We start from the raw sequence: 23,507 nt of genomic DNA, 5'->3' as shown, positions 1-23,507 counted from the left end.
TGAAAATGGCGTGCAAGGAATAAAAAATGAACCATCGTCTGATAGTGGCAGTCGCAGCGGCAGTCGCTCTTTTAAGTGGCTGTAGTGACGCAGATAAAACGGCGCCCACTTCCACACCAACAGCGGCAGAGGTCGCGGCGCAAGCGCCCTATAGAATTCAAGAGAGCTTTCAGGTTGGTGAGGGTGTCTATGTGCGCTCTGTTGCCGAAGATACCACCACCAATTCGCTCTGGATCGGGACTTCGGTGGGTGTGCTGCAGATCGACCTTCAAACCAATGACATGAAGGCAACCTATACCCGTGAAGATGGCCTGGCCAATGAGTATGTCTTCGCTATCTACACAGACAGCAAAGGATACAAGTGGTTCGGCACCGATGGGGGGGGGATGTCACGTTATCGTGATGGCGAGTGGAAAACCTACTTCCCGATGCATGGACTGGCAGATTATTGGGTCTACTCTTTTGCAGAACAAAAAGATGGGACTATCTGGGTAGGAACTTGGGCTGGGCTTAATCGTATTGATGGCGAAACCGAAGTTTTCAGTACCTACCTTGAAGAGCTGGTTAATGAGTGGGTTTATGGTCTGGATATAGATGAGCAGGATCGTGTCTGGATTGGTACCGAGGGCGGTGTCAACATGTACGACGGCGTAACGTGGCACGTCTGGACTCATAATGAGGGGCTAGGGGCTTCAAATGGAACCTCCCTTCCTGTGAGTGATAATACTGGCTTGGGCACGCGTAGCCGACATGACTTGAGTATCACTACAAATGGTGTTGAGACCTTTAATCCCAATTATGTTTTTGATATTGAGGTGGCGCAAGATGGTGCTGTCTGGGCAGGAACATGGGGTGGTGGTGTCGCCCGCTACGATGGTACAAGCTGGACAAATTACACCACCAACGAAGGCTTGGCCGGGAATATTGTCTACAGCATTGCCGAAGGCGCTGATGGCATGCTCTGGTTTGGTACTAATCGTGGTCTGAGTGGCTTCGATGGTAGCCGCTGGTTTACTTACAACAGCAGTAATGGCTTACTGGACAATAATGTTTACGATATTACAGTGACGCAAGATAACAGGGTTTGGGTTGGCACACGAAATGGTGTAGCAATACTTGCGCGATGAGCAACTTGAAATAGATAAAACTTAGAAGGAAGCAGAAGATGAACTTTAAGACACTGGGGATTGTTGTTGCTGTCGCGGCAGTGGTGGGTGGTCTGGCATACAATGCCGGAAGCAGTCAATCCACACCTGCACCGATCGTTATGCCCGCTTCTCAACAGAGTAATCCTGCGCCTGTTATGCCAGTGGCCGCAAATGCCTCAGCAATGCCTGCCGCAGCTCAGCCTAGGCTGCCTACGGCTCATAATGCTTATGATCGCTTTACCCACTTTAATGTTGGTCAGCGCAATGTCAAGAGTATCTTTGTTGATGGAAATATTGCCTGGGTGGGAACATCGGGGGGTGTCATCGAGTATGACATGACAACGGGTAGTCACATTTCACACAACGTAAATAGTGAAGCGCTGCTCTCTAATGGTGTTTTCCATGTCAGTAAAATTAATGGAAAAATTGCTGCGGGTACTTATGGCGGCGGGTTGAGCCTCTATGACACTCAAAAAGGTAGCTGGAAAAACTATAACATTCCGGAAGGGCTGGGTGATCAGTTTGTCTATGATGCAATGACCACTGCAAATGGTGATGTCTGGGTGGCAACTTGGTCAGGTGCTACTTTGATTCGTGGTGGTGAGCTTGATAACCCGGATGCTTGGGTAACCCATACCGTGAATAACACAAATAATGGGCTGGCCAATGATTGGGTTTATGGGCTTCAAGAGGGTAAAAATGGTGATGTCTGGTTGGCCACAGAGGGTGGTTTGACTCTTTTCCGTGACGGTAAGTGGAGCTCATGGAATCATGACGATGGCTTGGGTGCCAAGTATGATGAGGTGAAGGATGATATTAAATTTACCAATGACCCGGGTGATGCCAGTAAGCACCATGCACGTCAAAAAGTAGAGCAGGGGCTGGAAGAGGTTGATATTGCATTTAACCCCAATTACATCATCTCTCTGGTTATCGATGATGACGGCAATGTCTGGTGTGGTACTTGGGGCGCGGGTCTATCGATGTTTGATGGTGAAAACTGGAAGACTTATACTCAGTCTGATGGCCTACCTGCTAATCATATCTTTATGCTGCACAAAGATAAGTTTGGCGACATCTGGGCGGGTACAAGTAAAGGCCTTGCCAAGTTCAAGGGAGATGGAAAAGGTTTTGATGTTAAAACCAAGCTGGATGGCCTCTTTAGTGATAATGTATTCTCAATGGCTGAAGCGGATAACGGTTCGGTATGGCTAGGTAGCTTTGGCGGCGTAGCACTTTTCCGTGAGTTTGATTACTGATAGGCAAGTGGTTGTTAACACATTAAAAGGCCCAGCCGGTGTCAAAACCGGCTGGGCCTTTTTTGTTGCTCTCTTGAGCATCAGGCAGTGATTAATTGCGCTTTGCCTCCATCATATCCTGATAGCCACCTGCGTTTAACACATCGGTAAAGCCGTGCTCACGTAGAACTGCTTCAGCTTTCCCAGCACGTCCACCACTACGGCAATAGAGGACGATTGCGCGTGATTTATCCCCTCCCAACTCACTGATTCGATTGGCAAGCTGATCATGTGGAATTAGAAGTGCATTGTAGAGGTGCCCTTGTTGGTACTCTTCTGGTGTTCGTACGTCAAGCAGCAGAGCCCCTTGGTCAATTAACTGCCAAGCCTGTTTTTCTGTTGACCCGTTATCTGCAACCTGACTACAGCCTGCACTGAGAAGCAGAGCGATAATGAGTAGCGAGATGGTTGTAATACGTGGCATGAAGTAACTCCTATGATAAGAATATGATAATGAGGGAGATCTTTGCGGCCTCTCGTGAAAAGGCCACAATAAGTTTATTAACTCGAGAGGTAGACAGTAAGCTCGAGTAAACATTCACCCTTTCGGTAAGTTTTTTGGGTACATTAAACTTCGGTCACCTCTTGTTTTTCATCAGTGAAATAGAGTGCGCCATCACTTATCCAGCGCAGCAGTAGACGGCTTAGCAGTGGATCATTGAGGTAGGGGGAGAGCTCCTGGTGACAATAGTGGGACTGATCACAAATGATATGCCCAAAACCGACCTGCTCTGGATTTAGTAGGTGCTCATCACCATCGATATAGAGATTAATGGCACCACTGGCGAGGGTGATGAAGTTAAATCGGCAGTGGGCATGGCGAGTGAGAGGGTTTGTTTTAAAGTGTTGTAAGCACTGCTGGCGGGTGAATGGCTGCTCAGGTAAATAGCGCGCCATGGGTTGATTCGGTTCGGTTATAAAACGGCCAAACCAGCGCCCGATACTGTCGCTGTCGAGCGGCATTTCACGTAGTAACATGGTCACTCTTTTGATTGTTTCCGGGGTGATTTCGCTTGGGTGTGCCTGCACGGTGAGTGCGGGGTCAGATAAGTGTCGTTTTCCATCGTGCTGTTCCAATATAAAATCAAAATAGCTGGCAAGTAGCTCGCTTTGTGAGAGTGCGCGGTAGCCAATTGAGTAGGTAAGGCTCTCACCTTGAGCAACTCCATGATGCGCAACACCCGGTGGAAGGTAGAGGATATCACCGGCTTCAAGCGTCCACTGGTCTTCGCTGTGGAATGTTTTCATGATGCGCAGTTCGATATCATCAATGACGTTATCTTCATCAACTGGCAGGGTATTTATCTGCCAGTTTTTTCGGCCCTCAACCTGTAGTAAAAACACATCATAACGATCATAGTGAGGGCCAACCGTCCCTTGGTCGGGTGAGTAGCTGATCATGATATCATCTAGCCACCAACTGGGAATGAAGTTGAAGATATCGAGCAGCTCGGCCAGCTCGGGTATCTGTTTATTAGCCTCTTGTAGTAGCAGCGTCCAATGGCTTTCAGGTAGGTTGGAAAAGTCATGCTCTTCGAATGGGCCGTGGCGAAGCTCCCACGGGTGATTGCCACCCTTCTCGATCACAATGCGTGACTCAACTTCATCTTCGCAGGCTAGGCCAGCCAGTTCATCGGCTGATATGGGTGACCTGAAATCGGGAAGTGCGCCCCGGATCAACAGTGGCTTCTTTTGCCAATATTCAGATAAAAACTGCTGCTTTGAAATATCGCCAAAGAGTGAGCGGGTAGGGCTGTTCTTCATTAGATAAAGGCCTAAATAATTGCAAGTGGGGTGATTTTACTCATTTCCATAGCGACGGGTGAGATCATGAAATGCATCGATTCTACGGTCTCTGAAGTAGGGCCAAATCCGCCGAACCTGCTCTGTACGTGCTTTATCAATCGTCGTGACCAATATCTGCGGCTCCTCTTCTGCACGGCATAGTAATTCACCCTGCGGGCCACAGATAAAGCTCCCCCCCCAAAACTGGATGCCCAACCCCTGCGCACTAGGGTCTGGTTCATGTCCACAACGGTTACATGAAAGCACCGGCAGGCCATTGGCGATGGCATGGCTGCGTTGGATTGTTATCCAGGCATCCCGTTGCCGTTGCTGCTCTGTATCGTCGTCACTGGGATCCCAGCCAATTGCCGTGGGGTAGAGTAGTAACTCTGCACCCCTCATGGCCATCAGGCGCGCCGCTTCGGGGTACCACTGATCCCAGCAAATCAGTATCCCCAGCTTCCCCACCGAGGTCGCTATCGGTGTGAAGCCTAGGTCACCGGGTGCGAAGTAAAATTTCTCATAAAAACCGGGATCATCGGGGATATGCATTTTTCGATAGCGTCCGGCCAGGGAGCCATCCGTTTCGATAACCACCGCAGTATTGTGGTAGAGGCCGGGTGCGCGGTGTTCAAAAAGTGATGCGACGATAACAATATTCAGCTCTGCGGCGAGCTGGCCCAGCTGCTCAGTGCTGGGGCCGGGGATCGTTTCAGCAAGATCAAAGTGACGGGTCTCTTCCGTTTGGCAAAAATAGGGGCCAGTATGCAGCTCTTGTAACAAAACCAGCTTGGCACCTTGTTCATGGGCCTCGCGGATACCTTCAACTGAGATTGAAAGGTTATCTTCCCGGCTTGGAGCGAGCTGTTGTTGAACCAGTCCTACGGTGAGATGTGTCTTCATGGTGGTTACTCTTGCTCTAGGTTGCTATCAAGGGAGAACACCTTCCGGTAGCTGCATGGTGACGCAGTGCAGGCTGCCAAATTGCTGAATCAGCGGTAACGAAGGGATGCCAATAATCTGCCGATCAGGGAAGCCCAGTTGTAGGCGCTCTAATGCGCACCTATCTTGCGGATCATCATAGGTTGGTGCCAGCACAGCGCCGTTGATCACTAAGAAGTTAGCATAACTGGCGGGTAGTTTATCCCCTTTTTTATTGCGCTTTATTTGCGGCCATGGCAACGGGATTAGCCTGTAAGGCTCACCCTTCACGGTGCGCATCGCTTGCAGCTGTTGCTGCATGCGTCTCAGGGCGGGGTAATGTTCATCATTTATATCATCGCAGCTGACGTGAATAATCGTTTTATCATCACAGAATCGCGCCAGCGTATCGATGTGGCTATCGGTATCATCACCTGCCAGATAACCATCATCCAGCCACAATACTCTTGATAGACCAAACAGTTGGCAGAGCTGTTGTTCGATGCTGGCTTTGTCCATGTTGGGGTTGCGTGTGGGTGACAGCAGGCAGTGGGAGCTGGTGAGTAGCGTACCACAGCCATCTGATTCAATGGCGCCGCCTTCGAGCACCATCTCAACCCGTTTAAGTGGGGTGTGGCCGAACGCACCCGCCGCATGCAGGTGTGTTGTTATCTGGTTATCCAGCTTTGCTGTGAATTTGCCACCCCAAGCATTAAAGGTGAAATCAAGGAGTGTGGGTTTTCCTGCATCTAAAATGGTGATGGGGCCATGATCTCGTGCCCAGCTGTCGTTGCTGTCAACGAGATATAGCGTTATGTTTTTCAGGTTGACTGCAGATTTTGTCAGCTGTGCAAGGATGTGCTGGCGATGCCTCTTATTGTTGGCACTAATAATGAGTAGCTGGCGCTGGGCAATCTGCTTGGCAAGGGTGACAAAGACAGCCTCTACTTGATCGAGGCACGCTCGCCAGTCGGTGTTGAGGTGAGGCCAAGTGAGCATCACACCACTTTGCGGTGCCCATTCCGCCGGAAGTGTGATTGCACAGTCACTTGTTGCTGTTTGTGGCATGGTCTCTCTAGGTTTTTCTCAGCTGTGGATAAATACGCACAGATTTAACCGTGTTCCCCTTGGTTTTAATAATGTCGATGGGGTAGCCCGCTAAGCGGAGGCTGGTGCCCGCCTTGGGGATATCTTCAAGATATTCGATAATTAAGCCGTTGAGTGTTTTTGGGCCATCAGTCGGCAGATCCCACTGCATCAGTTTATTGAGCTGGCGGATGTTGAGGCTGCCATCAATGATATAACAGCCATCCGTTTGTTTGTGGATATCTTTATGAGCCGCAGAGGGGTCGGAGGTGAACTCACCGACAATCTCTTCCAGAATATCTTCCAGTGTGATCAGTCCCAGCATCTCGCCGTATTCATCAACCACCACCCCCATTCGCAGGCGGTTATGTTGCATCTCTTGCAATACGTTGTGCAGTTGCGACCCTTCAGGGACAAAGTAAGGTTCCTGGATTATGTTGCGAATTGTTTCGCGAGTAAGCTCGCCACGCATCTGTTTGTGCAGGGCGTTTTTCAAGTGCAAAATACCGACAACATTGTTGATATCATCATCGTAGACAAGAATTCGTGTGTGCTGGCTGCTGGTTAGCTGTTTGATTATTTGATCTTCATTGTTTTTAAGGTTAATGGCAAAAACCTCGTTACGAGGAATCATAATATCCTCAACAGTGACCTTCTCTAGGTCGAGAATGCTTAGCAGCATCGCCTGATGTCGATGGGGGATCATTATGCCCGCCTCATTGACCACAGTGCGCAGCTCTTCCCTCGAAAGGGTGTCGCTGTTGTTCTTGTCCAAGGGAACGCCAAGCAGCCGAAGCACTGAGTTTGCCATTAGGTTGGTGACCCAGACAAGGGGGTAGAGCAGTATCAATAACGGCCTTAAAATAAAGCTAACAGGAAAAGCGAAGCGCTCTGGGTGCCGTGCAGCAATGGTTTTTGGCGCGACCTCTGAAAATATCAGAATAACAAATGTCAGAATACCGGTAGCGATTGCGATGCCAGCCTCACCATAGAGGCGCATGCCGATTATTGTCGCCAGTGCAGAGGCGCAGATATTGACAAAGTTATTGCCGAGCAGAATCAGGCCAATGAGACGATCGGGTGTGCTCAGTAGTTTTTGTGAGCGTATTGCGCCGCGATTACCTGATTTGGCGAGGTGTTTAAGTCGATAGCGGTTCAAGCTCATCAGGCTGGTTTCAGAGCCAGAAAAAAATCCAGAGAGCACTAATAAAAACGCCAAGATGCCAAATAGCATCTCAATTGGTATCTCATCCAAGGATGAATCCCTCAGTTAGTCGGGTGAATATAAATGGGTGGTTAGAGCAGTGATAGATCATGTGGTTAGTGGGTGATGATGATTTCCAAAACCACCTTACTTCCAAAATAGGCAAGGAACAGTAGTGCAAAGCCTGCCAGGGTCCAGCGGATGGCAGTGCGGCCACGCCAGCCGTGATAGTGGCGACCCCAGAGCAGGGTTGCAAAAACAGACCACGCAGTAATAGAGAGTACGCTTTTGTGTGCCAGCTGCTGGGCAAACATATTTTCGATATAGAGCATTCCAGTCGCTAGGGCGATGGTGTGTAGTACAAATCCTGTCGCAATAATCTGGAATAAAAGTGTCTCCATAGTCTGTAGCGGCGGCAGGGCGCGTATGAGTCCGCCTGGCTTGCGACTGCGAAGATGACGGTCTTGCAATAGAATAATGAGCGATTGAATAGCGGCAACCGTGAGTGCGCTATAGGCCATGATGGAGATCAGTATGTGGAATTTTAACTCACTCGACACATCGGCCGAGACGATGTGGGTACTGGGTATGAGTTGCTCAACCAGTAATGTTACCGCAGCCGCTGGAAGAAATATGACAATCAGGCTCTCCAGAGGGAGTCGGAAATTAGCCAATATCAGAATCAGGGCAATCAGCCACGTTATGAGTGATGCCGCGTTGGTGACACCCAGGTTGAGTCCCGGCGCTAAAAAAATATCCTGGGAGAGTGCGGTGGCGTGCAGTAGCAGCGCAAGCAGTGCTAACCCCATGATCAGGTTTTTCCCGCAAACTGCGCGGCTGTGCTGAGCGTGGCGTAAGGCGTGGAAGCGGTAGAACAGTAGCGTGGTGGCTGTCAAGTAAAGCAGGATAGCTCCGATACTGGTAAACGTCGAACTCATAGGTAATTTTCTATATGGTTGGTTATAGATGCGAATGATGGCACAACTGCGCAGTGCATAGAAGCATTTGCTCAGATTACCGTGTTTTTTTATCGTGTCACTTTAACTCAGCTCACTCACGAGTTATGTGCAATCTCACTTGCCTATTGATTCCACGGGAGATATTCCCTCCACCACTTGCAATCACTGATTTGGATGTTTTTCTGTTAAACCAACACCTTGCGCGTTTTTTAGCGGATGGGTGAAGTATCCAAGTTAACATTGTAACCGTTGTCAGTGATGTGTGGCCCGGCCTTACGTGCAACTGTCAAATAGATCACGAAGAATTAGTGTAGACTGAAACTACGCACGTTTGTTTCAAAGATCGTTACAATGGGCCGTTAGCGAACGCGCCTCAAAATAGATGAGAGTAGTTTCATCTTAACCTAAATTTAGCCGGCCTACTCAGGGGTTTTCTAAAAAATCTGTCGGTATGGTAAAGTCTGGTGAATTATGAAATTGAAAATATTGGGTAGCAGCGGTGGCATCGGCGGTAAGTTGCGTACCACGTCTCTGATGATCGATGATGATATCCTCATTGATGCAGGCACTGGTATCAGCATACTCTCGCTGGCAGAAATGGAGAAGCTGCAACATATTTTTTTAACGCACTCCCATCTGGATCATATCGCCAACCTACCTCTTCTTATCGACAGTATCTTCGAAAAAATAAAACGACCTATCACGGTTCATGCACAGCCCGCAACCATAAAGGCACTCAAAGATCATATTTTCAACTGGGTGATTTGGCCAGATTTCAGCTGTCTGCCTAATGAAGAAAACCCTGTGATGGTTTTTAGCGAAATGGTACCCGGTAAACGGGTATCCATAGGTGATCGAGAATTCGAAATGATACCGGTCAACCACACGGTGCCGAGTGTGGGTTACTACGTTCGCCAGGGTGAGAAGTCATTTGCCTTTAGCGGTGACACCACCACTAACGATACCTTCTGGGCTGGGCTGAATCTGCGTGAAGGACTGGACGTGCTGATTATCGAAGTCGCTTTTCCAAATGCACAGATAGCGCTTTCAAAGGCAGCATTCCACTACTGTCCCAGCTTATTAGCTACTGATATTGTCAAGCTGGAGCATACTCCGCGAATTTACATTTCACACCCGAAGCCCGGCCAGGAGAAGATGATTGAGGCCGAGCTCAAAGCGTGTGGTGTCTGTGATGAATTTATATGTTTGCAGGGAGATGAATCTTTTGCGGTATAATGCCTCCCCATCACGTTTAAACAACAGGGTCTGTTATCACCATGTTTGAAAATTTAACTGATCGCCTGGGTCGTACGCTGAAAACATTGCGTGGGCAGGGGCGCCTTACCGAAGAGAATATCAAAGAGTCATTGCGTGAAGTGCGCATGGCACTGCTGGAAGCCGATGTTGCTTTGCCGGTGGTGCGTGATTTTGTGGGGCAGGTTAAAGCACGTGCGGTGGGCGAAGAGGTGCATAAAAGCCTGACCCCGGGGCAGGCACTGATCAAGATCGTTAATGAAGAGCTCACCACGCTAATGGGTTCTACCTGTGAAGAGCTGGACCTGGCTGCTCGTCCTCCTGCGGTTGTGCTGATGGCGGGTCTTCAGGGTTCAGGTAAAACGACTTCGGTGGGTAAGCTCTCTCGCTGGTTAAAAGAGCAAAAGAAAAAATCAGTACTGGTAGTGAGTGTGGATATTTACCGCCCCGCCGCCATCGAGCAGCTGGAGACACTGGCAAAAGAGGTGGGTGTCGAGTTCTTCCCAAGTACTACCGATCAAAATCCAGTTGATATTGCTCAAGCCGCAATTCAGCACGCAAAAGTTCAGGCAATTGATGTTGTATTGGTTGATACCGCAGGCCGACTGCATATTGACGAATCAATGATGGGGGAGATTACCCGCCTGCATGAAGCGATCGACCCGGTGGAAACACTGTTTGTGGTTGATGCCATGACGGGACAGGATGCAGCTAATACTGCAAAAGCCTTTAATGAAGCGCTCCCCCTGACAGGCGTTATCTTGACCAAGACCGATGGTGATGCTCGTGGTGGTGCCGCGCTCTCAGTTCGTCATATCACCGGTAAGCCAATTAAATTTCTCGGCGTAGGTGAAAAGAGCACCGCACTTGAGGCGTTTCACCCGGATCGTGTGGCATCGCGCATTCTAGGGATGGGCGACATGCTGACGCTGATTGAAGAGGCGCAGCAGAAGGTTGATCACAAAGAGGCTGAAAAACTTGCCCGAAAATTAAAAAAGGGTAAAAGTTTTGATCTGGAAGATTTTCGCAGCCAACTGCGTCAGATGAAAAAAATGGGTGGCATTACCAGCTTGATGGATAAGCTGCCAGGCGTTGCCAGCATACCTAAAAATGTAAAAAGCCAGGTGAATGATAACGAACTGGTGCGCCTTGAAGCGATCATTAACTCAATGACTCCAGGAGAGCGCCGCAAGCCGGAGATCATAAAGGGTTCACGCAAGCGGCGTATAGCCGCAGGCTGTGGCTTGCAGATACAGGATGTCAATCGTCTGCTAAAACAGTTCAACCAGATGCAAAAAATGATGAAAAAAATGAACAGCAAAGGCGGTCTGGCCAAAATGATGCGAGGCATGGGTGGCCGGATGCCGCCAGGCGGTGGATTGCCTCCCGGTGGAATGCCATTTTGATTTCCTGGGGATTAGGGTTAAATATTTCTATTTCTATTTTTAGTAAAGTTGGGTAAGATACGCGCCCAAATTCATTACGATTCTGTCGACTGACAGAGTTGTTTAATTTATGTACAGAGAGAGGGTTTTTAGTTCATGGTTACTATTCGTTTGTCACGCGGTGGCTGCAAAAAACGTCCATTTTACAGCATTGTTGTAAAAGATAGCCGTGCTAAGCGTGACGGCCGCTTTATTGAGCGCCTTGGTTTCTTCAACCCAACCGCTCAGGGCGAAGAAGAGCGCCTGCGTATCGACAATGAGCGCGTATCGTATTGGTTGGCTCAGGGTGCCCAGACTTCTGATCGTGTTGCCAATCTGCTTAAGTCAGTGGCGAGTGCATAAATTCCATACCAGGAATTTTCCACAAACACACCTTAAAAATAGCGTGTGCAGTTGTTTTAAGGCGTTGGCATGAGTCAGGACGAGCAGGATTTAATCCAGGTGGGCCGGATCTCCGGCCTTCACGGTGTTAAGGGATGGGTCAAAATATTCTCTTACACCCAGCCTCGAGAAGGTATTCTCAAATATACTCCGTGGTTAGTCAAAGTGGCTGGCCAGTGGCGCCCCTTCAAGCTAAAGGCGGGTCGAGCTCAGGGCAAAGGTGTTGTTGCGCATGTCGAGGGTTATGATGACCGAGATGTGGCTGCCACACTAATGAATTGCGATATTGCCATCTTGCGTGAGCAGCTGCCAGCGGCAAAAAAGGGTGAGTACTACTGGATTGACCTTGTGGGTCTGGCGGTGGTCAACGCCGAGGGTTTATCCCTTGGTAGCGTTCAAAAAGTGATGCCCACAGGTGCCAATGATGTGCTGGTTGTTGAGGGTGTCAACGGTGAAGAGCTGCTGATCCCTTTTGTTAAGGATCTCTACGTGCTTGATGTTGACCTTGAGTCGCGATCTATTACGGTCGACTGGCAGCTCGATTACTGATGCGTATAGAGCTGGTTACGCTATTCCCGGAGATGTTTGATGCCATAATGGACTATGGTGTAACGGGGCGCGCAGTTGACCGGGGGCTTTTAAAGCTGGGCTTTAATAACCCCCGGGATTATGCAACAGACCGTCATCGCACGGTAGATGATCGCCCCTATGGTGGCGGCCCCGGCATGTTGATGAAAGTGGAGCCGCTGAGAGAGGCGATTCAAGCCGCCCGCAGCCGAGTGTCGGGTGAGGTGAAAGTGATCTATTTATCACCTCAGGGGCGTGTGCTGGATCAGTGTGGAGTCAAAGAACTCAGCCTGCGTAATAACCTGATTGTTATTGCGGGGCGTTATGAAGGGGTTGATGAGCGCCTGATTCAGTCACAGGTGGACGAAGAGTGGTCCATTGGTGATTATGTGCTTAGTGGCGGTGAATTGGCCGCTATGGTGATGATCGATAGTGTGGCAAGATTACTGCCGGGTGTCTTGGGTCATCAGGAGTCAGCACTTCAAGACTCTTTTTACCAAGGGCTGCTGGATCACCCTCACTATACTCGTCCCGAAAAAATGGCTGAGGGTGAGGTGCCAAAGGTGCTGCTTAGCGGTAATCATAAGGCGATAGAGCGCTGGCGACACATGCAAGCGCTGGGGCGAACCTGGTTAAGGCGGCCAGAATTGCTTTCTGATCAACCGCTTACCGATGAACAGCAAGAGCTCTTGCGGATTTTTTTGCAAGAAAATGAACAGAGTTAAGAATTTTGGCGTATAATGCGCGCATAATTTTGGGAGTAGCAAATGAGCAACATTATTGATCAAATTAACGCGGAGCAAATGGGCCGTAAATTAGCGGACTTCGCGCCGGGTGATACGGTTGTGGTTCAGGTTAAAGTAAAAGAGGGCACACGTGAGCGTTTGCAGGCATTTGAAGGTGTTTGTATTGCTAAGCGTAACCGTGGTTTAAACTCCTCATTCACAGTGCGTAAAATATCTCACGGTGAAGGTGTTGAGCGTGTTTTCCAGACCTATAGCCCAGTTGTTGCGGATCTTCAAGTTAAGCGTCGTGGCGATGTACGTCGCGCCAAGCTCTACTATCTGCGTGCCTTGGAAGGTCGTGCTGCGCGCATTAAAGAAAAGCTGGTTTCTAAAAAGTAACCCGCTGAGTGCGTTGCACGATTCATATTTTTCTTGCAGGAATGAGAACTATTTATCGTGCACTGCGCCCGCTTCTTTCGCTGTAGTGGCGAATAGCTTGAAAAGCAGCTGTCATGAAAAGATGACAGCTGCTTTTTTATGCCTGCTTGAAAGCCGTTCTGAAAGAAGTTCTCTTTGTCGGTACAGGTGCCTTTAACCATGAGTGTAATGGATCAACTTAGCCTAGATCAGCAGCAGTTGATTGAGTTGTTTATTGATGCTTTATGGATGGAGCGGGGCCTGAGTGACAACACCCTTGCCGCCTATGGAATTGATTTGGCAAGCCTATCAGCATGGCTTTACCGTCAGAGTTCAAAGGGCTTACTTGAAGCTGATAATAGAGATCTTTTAGACTACTTGGCCTACCGTGTTCAGCAGAAAACAACACCACGCTCAACGGCCCGTATGCTCTCTTCAGTTCGCCGTTTTTACCGTTATCAATTGAGGGAAAAGCGCATTGTGGTGGATCCCAGTGGGCGTATTGAGACACCTAAAATTGGGCGAAGCCTGCCTGCTGCATTATCAGAAACCGAAGTGGATGCGCTACTGGATGCGCCGGATACTCAGCGACCAAACGAACTTCGTGACCGCGCAATGCTGGAGGTGATGTATGCCTCAGGGTTGAGAGTCACGGAGCTAATTAGCTTGCAGCAGTCACAGATTAACCTGCGCCAGGGGGTTGCGAGGATTTTTGGCAAGGGCTCTAAGGAGCGCATTGTTCCATTGGGAGAGGAGTCCATAGAGTGGCTTCAGCTCTATTTCTCACAGGCTCGACCCCACTTGGCAAAAGGGGCTGCAAGTGAGACGCTCTTCATCTCATCTCGAGGGACACAGGTGACACGGCAGACATTCTGGTACGCCATTAAACGCTACGCTCAGCGTGCTGATATTACCAAAAAACTCTCACCACACACCCTCCGGCACTCCTTTGCAACCCACCTTCTTAACCACGGCGCTGACTTGAGAGTCGTGCAGATGCTCTTGGGGCACAGTGACCTCTCCACAACCCAGATCTATACACATATTGCCAAAGCAAGGCTACAAGCGCTGCATGCAGAGCATCACCCTAGAGGTTGATCTGACAGTGTCTGCAAGCGCAGAGTTAGAAACTCAGGTTAAACTATGGCATAGTTACGCGGTCTTAGATAATGATGGCGTTAGGAGGCTGTCGGACTGAGGTGATCGTAGCGAGGGAAAGCCATTTTGAGCCCATTTTTTGATCGTTTGAGGCAAATATTGGGCATATTCAACGAAAAGGGTCGGAATGGCTTTTCCGCAGTCGATTCACCCTCAGTCCGGCAGCCTCCTAGTCCGGCTGAAAACGAATTAATAACTTAGGTAAATAATATAATGAAGAGAATGCTGGTGGCCATGCTGGCCCTGTTGATAAGCGGTGCCACGCTAGCGGATGACACTGAAAATGATATTCGTGAGGCAATGAGCAAGCTTGCCCCTGACCTGAAGCTGGATTCGGTGAAGGAGTCACCCATTGAGGGGTTATATGAGGTGGTATTTGGTTCGGAGGTAATCTATCTTTCCAGTGATGGCAAATACCTGATCCAAGGGAGCATTATTGAGACGGCAACCCGGAAAAACCTGACAGAAGATGCCCGTGGTGCAGGCCGCACCAAACTGCTTAACAGCCTGAAAGATAATGATATGGTGATCTTCGCTCCCAAAGACAAAGAGACCAAGCATGTTGTGACGGTTTTTACCGATATTGATTGTGGCTACTGTCGCAAGCTGCATGATGAGATGGATGCATACAATGCGCTGGGTATTGCGATTCGCTATGTCGCTTATCCACGAGCAGGTGCAGGTTCTGCGGCGTTTAAAAAGGCGGAGATTGTCTGGTGTGCAGAAGATAAGTTGAGCGCCATGACCATCGCAAAAGCTGGCAAGTCACTGGATAAGAAGGTTGAGTCAGGTGAGATAGTGCTGAAGAAGGATTGTGTCTCACCGGTACGCGATCAATACATGATGTCTCGCGCCCTGAATTTGAGTGGCACCCCAGCACTCTTTTTGGAGAGTGGTGAGCTGATCCCAGGCTATGTCTCTGCAGAGCGCCTGATCGAAAGCCTAGAAAAATAACGAATGTTCCTATCTGCGGATGAGGGAAGTAGGGTTTTTAACCCGTTTTGCTTAGAGAGCCACTATGAAACAGCCGCTACGACGCCTATTTTCCCCACTCCTTAATCGGTTTGAGTCGGGAAACGAGCCATTTGATTACAAACCATCTAACCGGGCTATTTTAGTGATTCTGGGTAGCCTGTTTGTTGGGTTGGCAACGCTGGTGAGTGCATTTTCAACCGGGGAAGATCTTAGTTATCTTTTTCCGGTGGTGGTCTTTGGTGGTATTGGCGCGTTAAGCCTAGTGATCGGTTTTCTCGGTACAAATCGTGCTGTAGCAACGATTTGGGGCAGTAAAAGAAAAAAATAGGGCAGGCTCTGCCAGTAATACAACTTTCGGTCGCAGCGCTGTGAATTATGAAGATAGATGCTCTCAGCTACAATATTCATAAGGGGTTCAGCCCACTTAATCGAAAGTTTACACTCCATGATATTAAAGCGTTTTTTAAGATCACTCATGCCGATATTGTTTTTCTGCAAGAGGTTGTTGGCGAAAATCAATACCATGCAAATTCAGTGGGGCAGTGGCCCGACAACGCTCAATACGAATTTTTGGCAGATGAGCTTTGGCCGCACCACGCTTATGCCAAAAATGCAGTCTACGAGAAGCGCCATCATGGCAATGTCATTCTCAGTAAATACCCAATCATCAAAACAAACCAGATTAATATCTCTAAGAATCAGTGGGAAAAACGCGGCATTCTTTTTGCCCGGCTTGAAATGCCCGATGGCAAGCACCTCGACACTTATTGCGTTCACCTGAACCTGCTAGGTAAAGATAGGGCGCTGCAATACGCCGACCTCAGGCGAATTATTAAACACTACAGCGGCAACCGTCCGATTATGCTTGCCGGGGATTTTAATGATTGGAATAGAAAAGCGACACCAGGACTTGCAGGCCTAGGGATTCATGATGCTTACAAGCGAGTACATGGCCATTACGCCAAGACATTTCCATCACTCTTTCCATTGGTTCCCCTTGATCGCTGTTACACCAATCTTGAGGTAGTGGATGCTAAGGTTCTCTATGAGTGGTCAAATCCACTTCTATCGGATCATTGCCCTATTTTATTGAAGGTTAAATATGATTTGCAAAACGGTTTCTAAATTACTCTGTGGGATAGCAACAATGCAAAAAAGCATACGCTATTTTCTAATGCTGATGGCCTTGCTGCTGCCTTGGTCAGCCCAGAGCGCACCACTCACCTTGATCTACTCCGGTGACTTTAATGGTGAACTGGAGCCATGCGGCTGTAGCGAAGGTGGGAATTATGGGGGTGTGTTGCGGCGTTCAACCACCCTGAAGGCGTTACGTGAAGAGCAGCCTGATCTGGTTGCTATATCAGCAGGACAGTTGTTGGCGAATGAGTCGAGAAGGGATCAACTGAAGAGCGAGTATATTTTGAAGGCTTTTTCAACCCTCCACTATGATGCCGTTGCCGTACGCTGGCGAGACCTTGCTTATGGCACGGCATTTATTGAGAGCTACAACATCCCTTGGCTGGTGGGAAATTGGCAGCATCCCGACGACAACGTCACCACATCACGCAAGATCACACGTGATGGCGTTACCTTGCGGGTCTTTAGCTGGTTAAGCCCCAAACGCTCCCCTTTTCGTCAGATGGATGAGAGCCAGTGGCTGACGCTGGATGATGTCAGTGTGGTGCAGCAGGGGCTTAAAGAGGCCAGCGAACGTGGTGAGCTGACCGTGTTATTAACCGCGTGGCCACTGCGTAAGGTAAAGCGGGAATTTAATCTCGCTGACGTCGATATTTTAGTGGTGCGTGCGGCGCATGAGATCTTTTCAGAGCCTCAGTTGGAGGGCGATACTCTGGTGCTGCAACCCGGTTCACGCGGTATGCGTTTGGGGCGGGTGGATTTAGAGTTTACGGATGGAAAAATAAAAGAGTACCAACACCAGGTGATTGAGATGCCAGAATCTGTCGCCGATGATGAGAGTTTGCGCCAGTGGTACATTGAGTACAATGCTAAGGTGAAAGCGGCTTACCTGGCCGAGGTGGAGGTTAAAAAGAGGCTCGCATCAGGCGAACGTGACTACCTGGGTGTTGACACTTGTGCAACCTGCCATCAGCCACAGTTTGAGGCGTGGCAAGGTATGAAACATGCCGATGCATTTGCTACGCTGGAAAATGTTGGTAAATCGTTTGACCCAGACTGCATTGTTTGCCACACCGTTGGCTTCGATGCGGGTGGCTTTATTGACTTTACGATCACCCCGGAGTTGATGAATGTACAGTGTGAAAGCTGTCACGGTGCAGGTAAAGCTCATGTGGAGAGCCGGGGCGAGATAGCCACCCCTAATCAAGCGATGCCACCGCAAGCGCGGTGTCAGCAGTGTCATGTGGGTAGCCATAGCCCCGATTTTAGTTATGATCGTTATTGGCCTAAAGTTGTCCACTGAGATAGAGTGGAAAGCAGAAGCTACCCATGGTGGAAGCACAACGGTGTCAAAAAAATAGGTAGCTACCCAGCGTATTCATTTTTTACCCCAATGTTTGGTTATTTTTGTACTCAATTGGTCACATATGCCTTATATGCTCCCTCTTTTAGTGCGAAAGCACCTCGATTTGAGGCAAAATATAAACACGCTGAACAGTTACCAAAATAGAAGGTATGTGATGAAATGGACTAGGGTCTTTCTGTTTTTTTTCACTCTTTTTTATGCCGCTGCTGGCGGTGCCACACCTCCACAAAGCGTGCCCCTGGGTGAGTTGGTGGTCTACCCGCAGCACAGCGCACTGGCGAGTGTGGTGGCGAAAAATAACAGCCAGATCTCCACCGAAGTGAGTGGTCAGGTGCAGGCGATATGGGTTGATGTGGGCGATCGGGTCGACAAAGGTGAGCCACTACTGCAACTGGATGATTTTAACTATCGCCAGCAGCAGCGACAGCGGGTGGCGGCAATCGAAGGCACGGAGGCACGCATCGCTTTTGCCGAATTCCAGTTGCAGCAGTCTCAGCGCTTGGGCAAAAGCCATAATATTTCCGAGGAGCTGTTACGGCAGCGCCAAACCAATCTGGTGGTACTTAAGGCGGAATTGAGAGGTCAGCAGGCGCAGCGGGATCAGCTACAGCGATCTATCGATGATGGCACCGTAAAGGCACCCTTCTCTGGGGTTATTGTTGAGCGTCAAGTGCAGCTGGGTGAACGGGTCACCCCGGGCACGCCACTGCTGCGACTGCTGGCGAATGAGGGGCAGCAAGTGCGTGCCGATCTGCACCCGCAGGATGCACAGTACCTGCATCAGGGGAGTGAGTTAACATTTGTGAGCGGCAATAAGCAGTACCCACTGCGGCTGAATACACGCCTACCAATGCTCCACCCTCAACAGCGCACGCAACAGGTGCGGCTCAGTTTTATCCATGAAACAGCTCTGGTGGGTGCCAGTGGCCGACTGGAGTGGCGAGACCATCGCCCGGCACTACCTGCCGCGTACCTACAGCGTCGCAACGGCGAGTTGGGTATTTTTACCCTGCGGCAGGGCGAGGCGATATTTGTACCGCTGCCCGGCGCGCAAGAGGGGCGATCAGTCAAGGTTGACCAGCTCCCCCTGACCACCGAGGTGGTGCTGGATAATCTCGCCTCCCTGCGTGTGGATTCTTAATACGCTATGCTTAAACGCCTCCTAACCAATCATGTATTGGCCAATCTGACCTTTGCCATCGTTCTTGTGATGGGGGTGGTCTCCTATTTTGAAATGCCCCGTGAGCAGGACCCGGAAATAAACTTCAACTGGATTAACATCAACACTATGCTGCCGGGCGCATCCGCAGAAGATGTCGAAAAACTGGTTACCAACCCACTGGAAGATGCCTTAACTCAGGTGGCTGATGTGCGCTTTGTACAGAGCAGCTCCCGAGAAGGATTTTCTGACATTACCATCCGCTTTAATGACATTGGTGAACGCACTTTCGATAAACGCATTAACGATCTGCGCCGTGAAATTCAGAATAAAGCGAATACCGAACTGCCGGATACCGCAGAAGACCCCTATGTTTTTGAAGTTACCTCAAGCAACTCAATGCCAACCGCCATGCTGGTGGTACAAGGTCAGGAGGATGACGAGCGGTTGCGTCGCCACGCCAATGCTATAAAAGAGGACCTGGAGCGGCTTAAAGGGGTGGATGGAATCAATGCCGCCGGGCTGCACCTGCCCGAGCTGCGGGTAGAGTTTGATCCGATGAAACTGGCGCAATACGGCATTACTGCCACTGCCGTCGCCGATACGGTTCAGGCTAATTTTAGGGATCTCTCTGCCGGTGTCATGTTTAGCCAGGAGCGAGAGTGGTTAGTCCGTATTCTGGGGGCCAATGCTGATCCTGAATATATTGCAGGGCTGCCGATAATGACAGCGCAGGGAGAAGTACCGCTGAGCGCTCTGGCCACGGTCAGCCGGGCACGGGAAAAGGCGCAGCAGCTGGTGCGTTACCAAGGCCAGCCAGCCGTGTTAATGGCGATCAACAAAAAAAGCTACACCAACACCCTGGCGCTGGTAGAACGGCTGAAAACCTATATTGAAATACAAAACAGGGGGCGAGCGGTCGAGGGCATTCAAGTCTACCTGCTGGATGATCAAACAGTCCCCACCCGTGAAGCCCTCAATATCATGCAAACCAACGCCCTGTATGGCTTGCTGATGGTAACACTGGTGACTTGGCTCTTCTTAGGCTCGCGCATCGCCTTTTTTATCGGCATTGGCATCCCCTTTACACTGGCGGGAACCTTTTGGCTGCTGCACTCAACAGGCTCAACCCTGAATGTTTCGGTACTGTTGGGGCTGGTACTGGTGCTGGGGATGCTGGTGGATGATGCGGTGGTGGTTGTCGAGGCGATCTACTACCGGATTCAGCGCGGCATGGATGCCCTGCAAGCGGCACAACAGGCGCTAGTAGAGGTTTTCACCCCGGTCACCGCCGCTATTATCACCACCATGGCCGCATTCTTGCCCTTGATGCTGCTGCCCGGCATTCTAGGGGATTTCATGTTTGTCATCCCCTTTGTGGTGACCGTGGCGTTAGCCATTTCACTGCTGGAAGCGTATTGGCTACTGCCGGTACACATCTCGATGATGAAGGTTAACTTTAAGAAGCCTTCAAGAGTGCACCGCTACCGAGTGCGTTATACCCACTTACTCAGGGTCAAATACAGCCGCTTGTTGATTAAGGTTTTACGGCGGCCCAAACGCTCGCTGCTGGGGGTTGCCCTAGTCATGCTGGCGGCAGTGGGTGTCTTTTTTAGCGACATGGTCAAGATACAGTTTTTTGCCTTTGACCCGCTGCGACTCTACTACGTGAATGTGGAGATGCCAGCAGGATCCTCATTGGAGCACACCCTAGATCGCGTCATCATTCTAGAGCGAGAGGTGAGAAAACATATCGATAAAGATGAAGTGCGTGGCATCAGCGCCGTTGCTGGTCAAATGTTTACCGAAACAGAGCTCTCCTTCGGTGATCGTTATGGACAGGTTGCCATCAGCTTGCAGCCCAAGGGTGATGGGGGGCGGGGAGTCGATGAAGTGATCGACTCGATGCGTACCGCTATTCAAGAAAATGCCGGCAGCGCCAAGGTGGTTATCCTACGCCTGGCGGGCGGGCCGCCCACAGAAAAGCCGATTAAAGTGAAGGTGCGAGGAGAGGCGTTTGAACAGATACGTGCTGTCACAGATCATCTGACAACCTATCTGGAGACGTTGCCCGCAGTCAAAGATATCAGCGATGACGACAGCCCCGGCAAACAGGAGTTACGCCTAACCCTGAATCAGGATGCGATTAGACGTGCCGGACTCCAGCCCTATGAGGTGGCACGCACTGTTCGGTTACTGTTTGATGGCGAAGTGGTGGCCTCAATGCAAGAGAGTGGTGAAAAAGTCGAAGTGCGGGTGCGCGCAGCATCTAACGAACACCAAAGTATCGAGCACCTGCTACGAACGCCGCTGGTGTTGCCAACCGGAGGTTACATACCGCTGGGAGAGGTGGTGCATGCTGAAACCTCACGGGGCAAAGCAAAAATTCGTCACTACAACTTCCGTCGCACCATCACCCTGAGTGCAGACCTCGATAAGAGGGAGATGAACACCCTCGAAGCCAATCAACGGCTACAAGCAGAGTGGCTAACTATTCGTGACCAATATCCAGGGGTTAATCTGGACTTTACCGGCGAGCTGGAAGATATTAATGAAAGCATTGAGGCACTCGCACAGCTGATGCTATTCGGTCTCGGCCTGATCTACCTCATCTTGGGCACCTTGTTTCGCAGCTACTTCCAACCGTTAATGATCTTAATGACCGTGCCCATGGCTTTTGCCGGTGTCACCTTTGGCCTGTTAGTGACACAAAACCCACTGAGCCTCTACACCCTTTACGGGGTAGTCGCACTGGCGGGCATCGCCGTTAACGCCGCCATTGTAATGATCGATGCAGCGAACACCCGCCTTACGTCGGGGATGAGCGTACTGCATGCCACCGTCTATGCCGCAAGACGGCGCGTAGTGCCCGTATTGATCACCTCGCTAACCACAATCGCCGGGCTATTCTCACTGGCAACTGGCATCGGCGGCGACTCACTGATGTGGGGGCCCGTCGCCTCCGCCATTGTCTGGGGGCTAGGCTTTTCAACCGTGCTCACACTATTTGTCATTCCACTGCTCTACTGCATTTTTATGGGGAGAGGGAGAGTGGTGCCCACTTCTTGAATAAACTGAATGGTAAGTTATGTGGGAAAACGCCGCAGTCAACCGGCTTTGTCAACATGGTGTAGCAACAAAGGGCTTAGTGCTCAATATAGAAAAATTGGCTCTATGTGAAATAGAGCCGAAAAACTGACCAATTATGGTCAGCTAGCCCACTGAAAGTGAAATAAAAGCCAAATAAGACCCTTAAACGTAGTGAACTCCGCTACTTTTTGGCATTAAAGGCGGAATATTTTAGAAGTGATAATTCATAAAAAACATTCTACTTGTAAAGTCTTTATGGCCCGCTTCAAACTCTACCTCTGTGAACCCAATATACGTCGTATCCGATCCTTTCAAATCAGTTGAAAGCCTTTGGTATTTATAACCAAATGTCCAATTGCCACTTTCATAGCCAACACCTAATCTAAAGCCAGAGGCTGGCGCAGTGCTGCTTATACTGAAACCTGATGTTATATACTCCATTCTTGAGTGGCCATATGCAAAGCCAATAAATGGCCTTATTTTTCTATCTTTCATAAAAATATAATCTGCCGTTATTATTGTATAACCGATAGTATTTTCATCTCCTTCCACCGCAATACTGCCCCCCGTTATACCAAACTGATAATTTGAATTTAACCTATAGGCTAATGATAATTCACCAGTGCCACCTCTCTCATCCACAGTTGATGATCCACTTATTAGAGATGACGAATAGTTTACAGTTGTAGTGGTTTCGGTACTTCCTAGGCCTAAACTTAAAATCAAACCATCGCTTGACACAGCAACACCCGTGGTTGCCATTAAAACACTTGCTAAAGCCAGCTCCTTCACCTGAAACCTCCCGAAATTAAAAAAATCTGTTTAATCAACAATGTTAATACCTAAATCCTGCAAGTAAGAATACCGCAAATCACCCCCCCAAAAAGTGATCACTTATTGGCCTGAGGGTGGTGGATTATCACCCACCCTCAAGCTAAAGAAGCAGAATAACGCCCTCGTTGTTCTTTCTGCTGAACGAGTCGAGTGTTTTTTTGTTCGCTCAATGCAGAACAAGCAGCAGAACCCCTGCCTGTCTTTTTCAAAGCATCCGACGCCCATGGTTTCGTTTTCTAAGCGGCGAGTTTTAACCAGTCATCCCACGGCTCAGTGTGTAAATGGTGTTCTGGCAAAACAATCCGAACTTGGTTTCCACCCGTCAACAGTTTACCCGCAACACAAATCAGGTGGACGCGAATACTTTCTGGTTCCCATTTTTTGAGCTGTATATTGTTGCTTGTTAATGCCATCCAGCGGAGTGTGTTGTAGGCTAATATAGCCGACTGAAAGAGCGCCGCATTGGCCAGGAAGTCATTTGTTTTAATATGAGCCAGCCCCAGTTGACTCTTCGCTTCTTCAATCCATGTTTCACTCGTTGCCCGCTGTCCATAACGTTTATGGATTTCCCACGCCGTATCATTTTCTGTGGTGACAT

Annotated in this window: 23 protein-coding genes; 15 read left to right on the top strand and 8 right to left on the bottom strand. The window is 49.5% G+C overall.

Annotated elements, in window-relative coordinates; translation table 11 throughout:
- The first annotated feature begins 26 nt into the window (after positions 1 to 26).
- Together L3J94_07475 and L3J94_07470 are read left to right on the top strand one after the other, a co-directional pair.
- Positions 27 to 1,127, top strand: a complete 1,101-nt coding sequence (locus tag L3J94_07475) for a regulator (protein ID MCF6218582.1) — start codon at positions 27 to 29, stop codon at positions 1,125 to 1,127.
- A gap of 38 nt (positions 1,128 to 1,165) precedes the next feature.
- Positions 1,166 to 2,407 (top strand): regulator, encoded by a 1,242-nt coding sequence (locus L3J94_07470; protein MCF6218581.1) that lies wholly within the window; start codon positions 1,166 to 1,168, stop codon positions 2,405 to 2,407.
- 91 nt (positions 2,408 to 2,498) lie between these two features.
- Here the strand turns inward: L3J94_07470 and L3J94_07465 are convergent, their stop codons facing one another.
- From L3J94_07465 to ccsA, 6 genes are all read right to left on the bottom strand, one after another.
- A complete protein-coding gene (locus L3J94_07465; GenBank protein ID MCF6218580.1) occupies positions 2,499 to 2,870 on the bottom strand; it encodes a rhodanese-like domain-containing protein in 372 nt (123 codons plus the stop codon).
- 143 nt (positions 2,871 to 3,013) lie between these two features.
- Positions 3,014 to 4,210, bottom strand: a complete 1,197-nt coding sequence (locus L3J94_07460) for a cupin domain-containing protein (GenBank protein ID MCF6218579.1) — start codon at positions 4,208 to 4,210, stop codon at positions 3,014 to 3,016.
- 36 nt (positions 4,211 to 4,246) lie between these two features.
- Entirely contained in the window at positions 4,247 to 5,134 is an 888-nt protein-coding gene (locus L3J94_07455) for a carbon-nitrogen hydrolase (protein MCF6218578.1), read from the bottom strand.
- A 27-nt stretch (positions 5,135 to 5,161) separates the two neighbouring features.
- Positions 5,162 to 6,220, bottom strand: coding sequence for an agmatine deiminase family protein (locus tag L3J94_07450; GenBank protein ID MCF6218577.1), 1,059 nt, complete (start codon positions 6,218 to 6,220; stop codon positions 5,162 to 5,164).
- Between the two features lie 7 nt (positions 6,221 to 6,227).
- The gene (locus L3J94_07445) at positions 6,228 to 7,493 is read right to left on the bottom strand and encodes an HlyC/CorC family transporter (protein MCF6218576.1); all 1,266 of its coding nucleotides are present in this window, start codon (positions 7,491 to 7,493) and stop codon (positions 6,228 to 6,230) included.
- Between the two features lie 65 nt (positions 7,494 to 7,558).
- Positions 7,559 to 8,380, bottom strand: a complete 822-nt coding sequence (gene ccsA, locus L3J94_07440) for a cytochrome c biogenesis protein CcsA (GenBank protein ID MCF6218575.1) — start codon at positions 8,378 to 8,380, stop codon at positions 7,559 to 7,561.
- A gap of 492 nt (positions 8,381 to 8,872) precedes the next feature.
- Between ccsA and L3J94_07435 the strand changes: the two genes are divergently transcribed.
- The 13 genes from L3J94_07435 to L3J94_07375 all read left to right on the top strand — a co-directional run bounded on the left by L3J94_07435 (position 8,873) and on the right by L3J94_07375 (position 22,054).
- Positions 8,873 to 9,637 (top strand): 3',5'-cyclic-nucleotide phosphodiesterase, encoded by a 765-nt coding sequence (locus L3J94_07435; protein MCF6218574.1) that lies wholly within the window; start codon positions 8,873 to 8,875, stop codon positions 9,635 to 9,637.
- Between the two features lie 41 nt (positions 9,638 to 9,678).
- Positions 9,679 to 11,061, top strand: a complete 1,383-nt coding sequence (gene ffh / locus L3J94_07430) for a signal recognition particle protein (GenBank protein MCF6218573.1) — start codon at positions 9,679 to 9,681, stop codon at positions 11,059 to 11,061.
- A 135-nt stretch (positions 11,062 to 11,196) separates the two neighbouring features.
- Positions 11,197 to 11,442 carry a 30S ribosomal protein S16 gene (gene rpsP / locus L3J94_07425; GenBank protein MCF6218572.1) on the top strand — a complete coding sequence of 82 codons (246 nt, stop codon included), beginning with the start codon at positions 11,197 to 11,199 and terminating at the stop codon, positions 11,440 to 11,442.
- A 69-nt stretch (positions 11,443 to 11,511) separates the two neighbouring features.
- Positions 11,512 to 12,030 (top strand): ribosome maturation factor RimM, encoded by a 519-nt coding sequence (gene rimM / locus L3J94_07420; protein MCF6218571.1) that lies wholly within the window; start codon positions 11,512 to 11,514, stop codon positions 12,028 to 12,030.
- Positions 12,030 to 12,773: a tRNA (guanosine(37)-N1)-methyltransferase TrmD gene (gene trmD / locus L3J94_07415; protein MCF6218570.1), complete on the top strand. Its 744-nt coding sequence runs from the start codon at positions 12,030 to 12,032 to the stop codon at positions 12,771 to 12,773. The genes rimM and trmD overlap by 1 nt, the downstream gene beginning before the upstream one ends.
- A 42-nt stretch (positions 12,774 to 12,815) precedes the next feature.
- The gene (gene rplS, locus L3J94_07410) at positions 12,816 to 13,172 is read left to right on the top strand and encodes a 50S ribosomal protein L19 (GenBank protein ID MCF6218569.1); all 357 of its coding nucleotides are present in this window, start codon (positions 12,816 to 12,818) and stop codon (positions 13,170 to 13,172) included.
- A gap of 198 nt (positions 13,173 to 13,370) precedes the next feature.
- Entirely contained in the window at positions 13,371 to 14,288 is a 918-nt protein-coding gene (xerD, locus tag L3J94_07405; GenBank protein ID MCF6218568.1) for a site-specific tyrosine recombinase XerD, read from the top strand.
- A gap of 273 nt (positions 14,289 to 14,561) precedes the next feature.
- The gene (locus L3J94_07400; protein ID MCF6218567.1) at positions 14,562 to 15,302 is read left to right on the top strand and encodes a thioredoxin fold domain-containing protein; all 741 of its coding nucleotides are present in this window, start codon (positions 14,562 to 14,564) and stop codon (positions 15,300 to 15,302) included.
- A gap of 64 nt (positions 15,303 to 15,366) precedes the next feature.
- Positions 15,367 to 15,651, top strand: coding sequence for a hypothetical protein (locus L3J94_07395; GenBank protein MCF6218566.1), 285 nt, complete (start codon positions 15,367 to 15,369; stop codon positions 15,649 to 15,651).
- A 47-nt stretch (positions 15,652 to 15,698) separates the two neighbouring features.
- Positions 15,699 to 16,448, top strand: coding sequence for an endonuclease/exonuclease/phosphatase family protein (locus tag L3J94_07390; protein ID MCF6218565.1), 750 nt, complete (start codon positions 15,699 to 15,701; stop codon positions 16,446 to 16,448).
- 22 nt (positions 16,449 to 16,470) lie between these two features.
- Entirely contained in the window at positions 16,471 to 17,763 is a 1,293-nt protein-coding gene (locus L3J94_07385; GenBank protein MCF6218564.1) for a hypothetical protein, read from the top strand.
- 217 nt (positions 17,764 to 17,980) lie between these two features.
- Positions 17,981 to 18,967, top strand: coding sequence for an efflux RND transporter periplasmic adaptor subunit (locus L3J94_07380; GenBank protein MCF6218563.1), 987 nt, complete (start codon positions 17,981 to 17,983; stop codon positions 18,965 to 18,967).
- A gap of 6 nt (positions 18,968 to 18,973) precedes the next feature.
- Complete coding sequence (locus tag L3J94_07375; protein ID MCF6218562.1) at positions 18,974 to 22,054, top strand: efflux RND transporter permease subunit; 3,081 nt, start codon at positions 18,974 to 18,976, stop codon at positions 22,052 to 22,054.
- A 231-nt stretch (positions 22,055 to 22,285) separates the two neighbouring features.
- On the opposite strand, the gene L3J94_07370 is transcribed toward L3J94_07375, so the two are convergent.
- Positions 22,286 to 22,867, bottom strand: a complete 582-nt coding sequence (locus L3J94_07370; GenBank protein ID MCF6218561.1) for a hypothetical protein — start codon at positions 22,865 to 22,867, stop codon at positions 22,286 to 22,288.
- 278 nt (positions 22,868 to 23,145) lie between these two features.
- A partial coding sequence (locus L3J94_07365; protein MCF6218560.1) for a transposase occupies positions 23,146 to 23,507 on the bottom strand: 362 nt, incomplete at its 5' end.

This window comes from Gammaproteobacteria bacterium, from assembly GCA_021647245.1.
Lineage (GTDB): Bacteria > Pseudomonadota > Gammaproteobacteria > RBG-16-57-12 > RBG-16-57-12 > JAFLJP01.
This window is presented reverse-complemented; position numbering and strand designations above follow the sequence as displayed.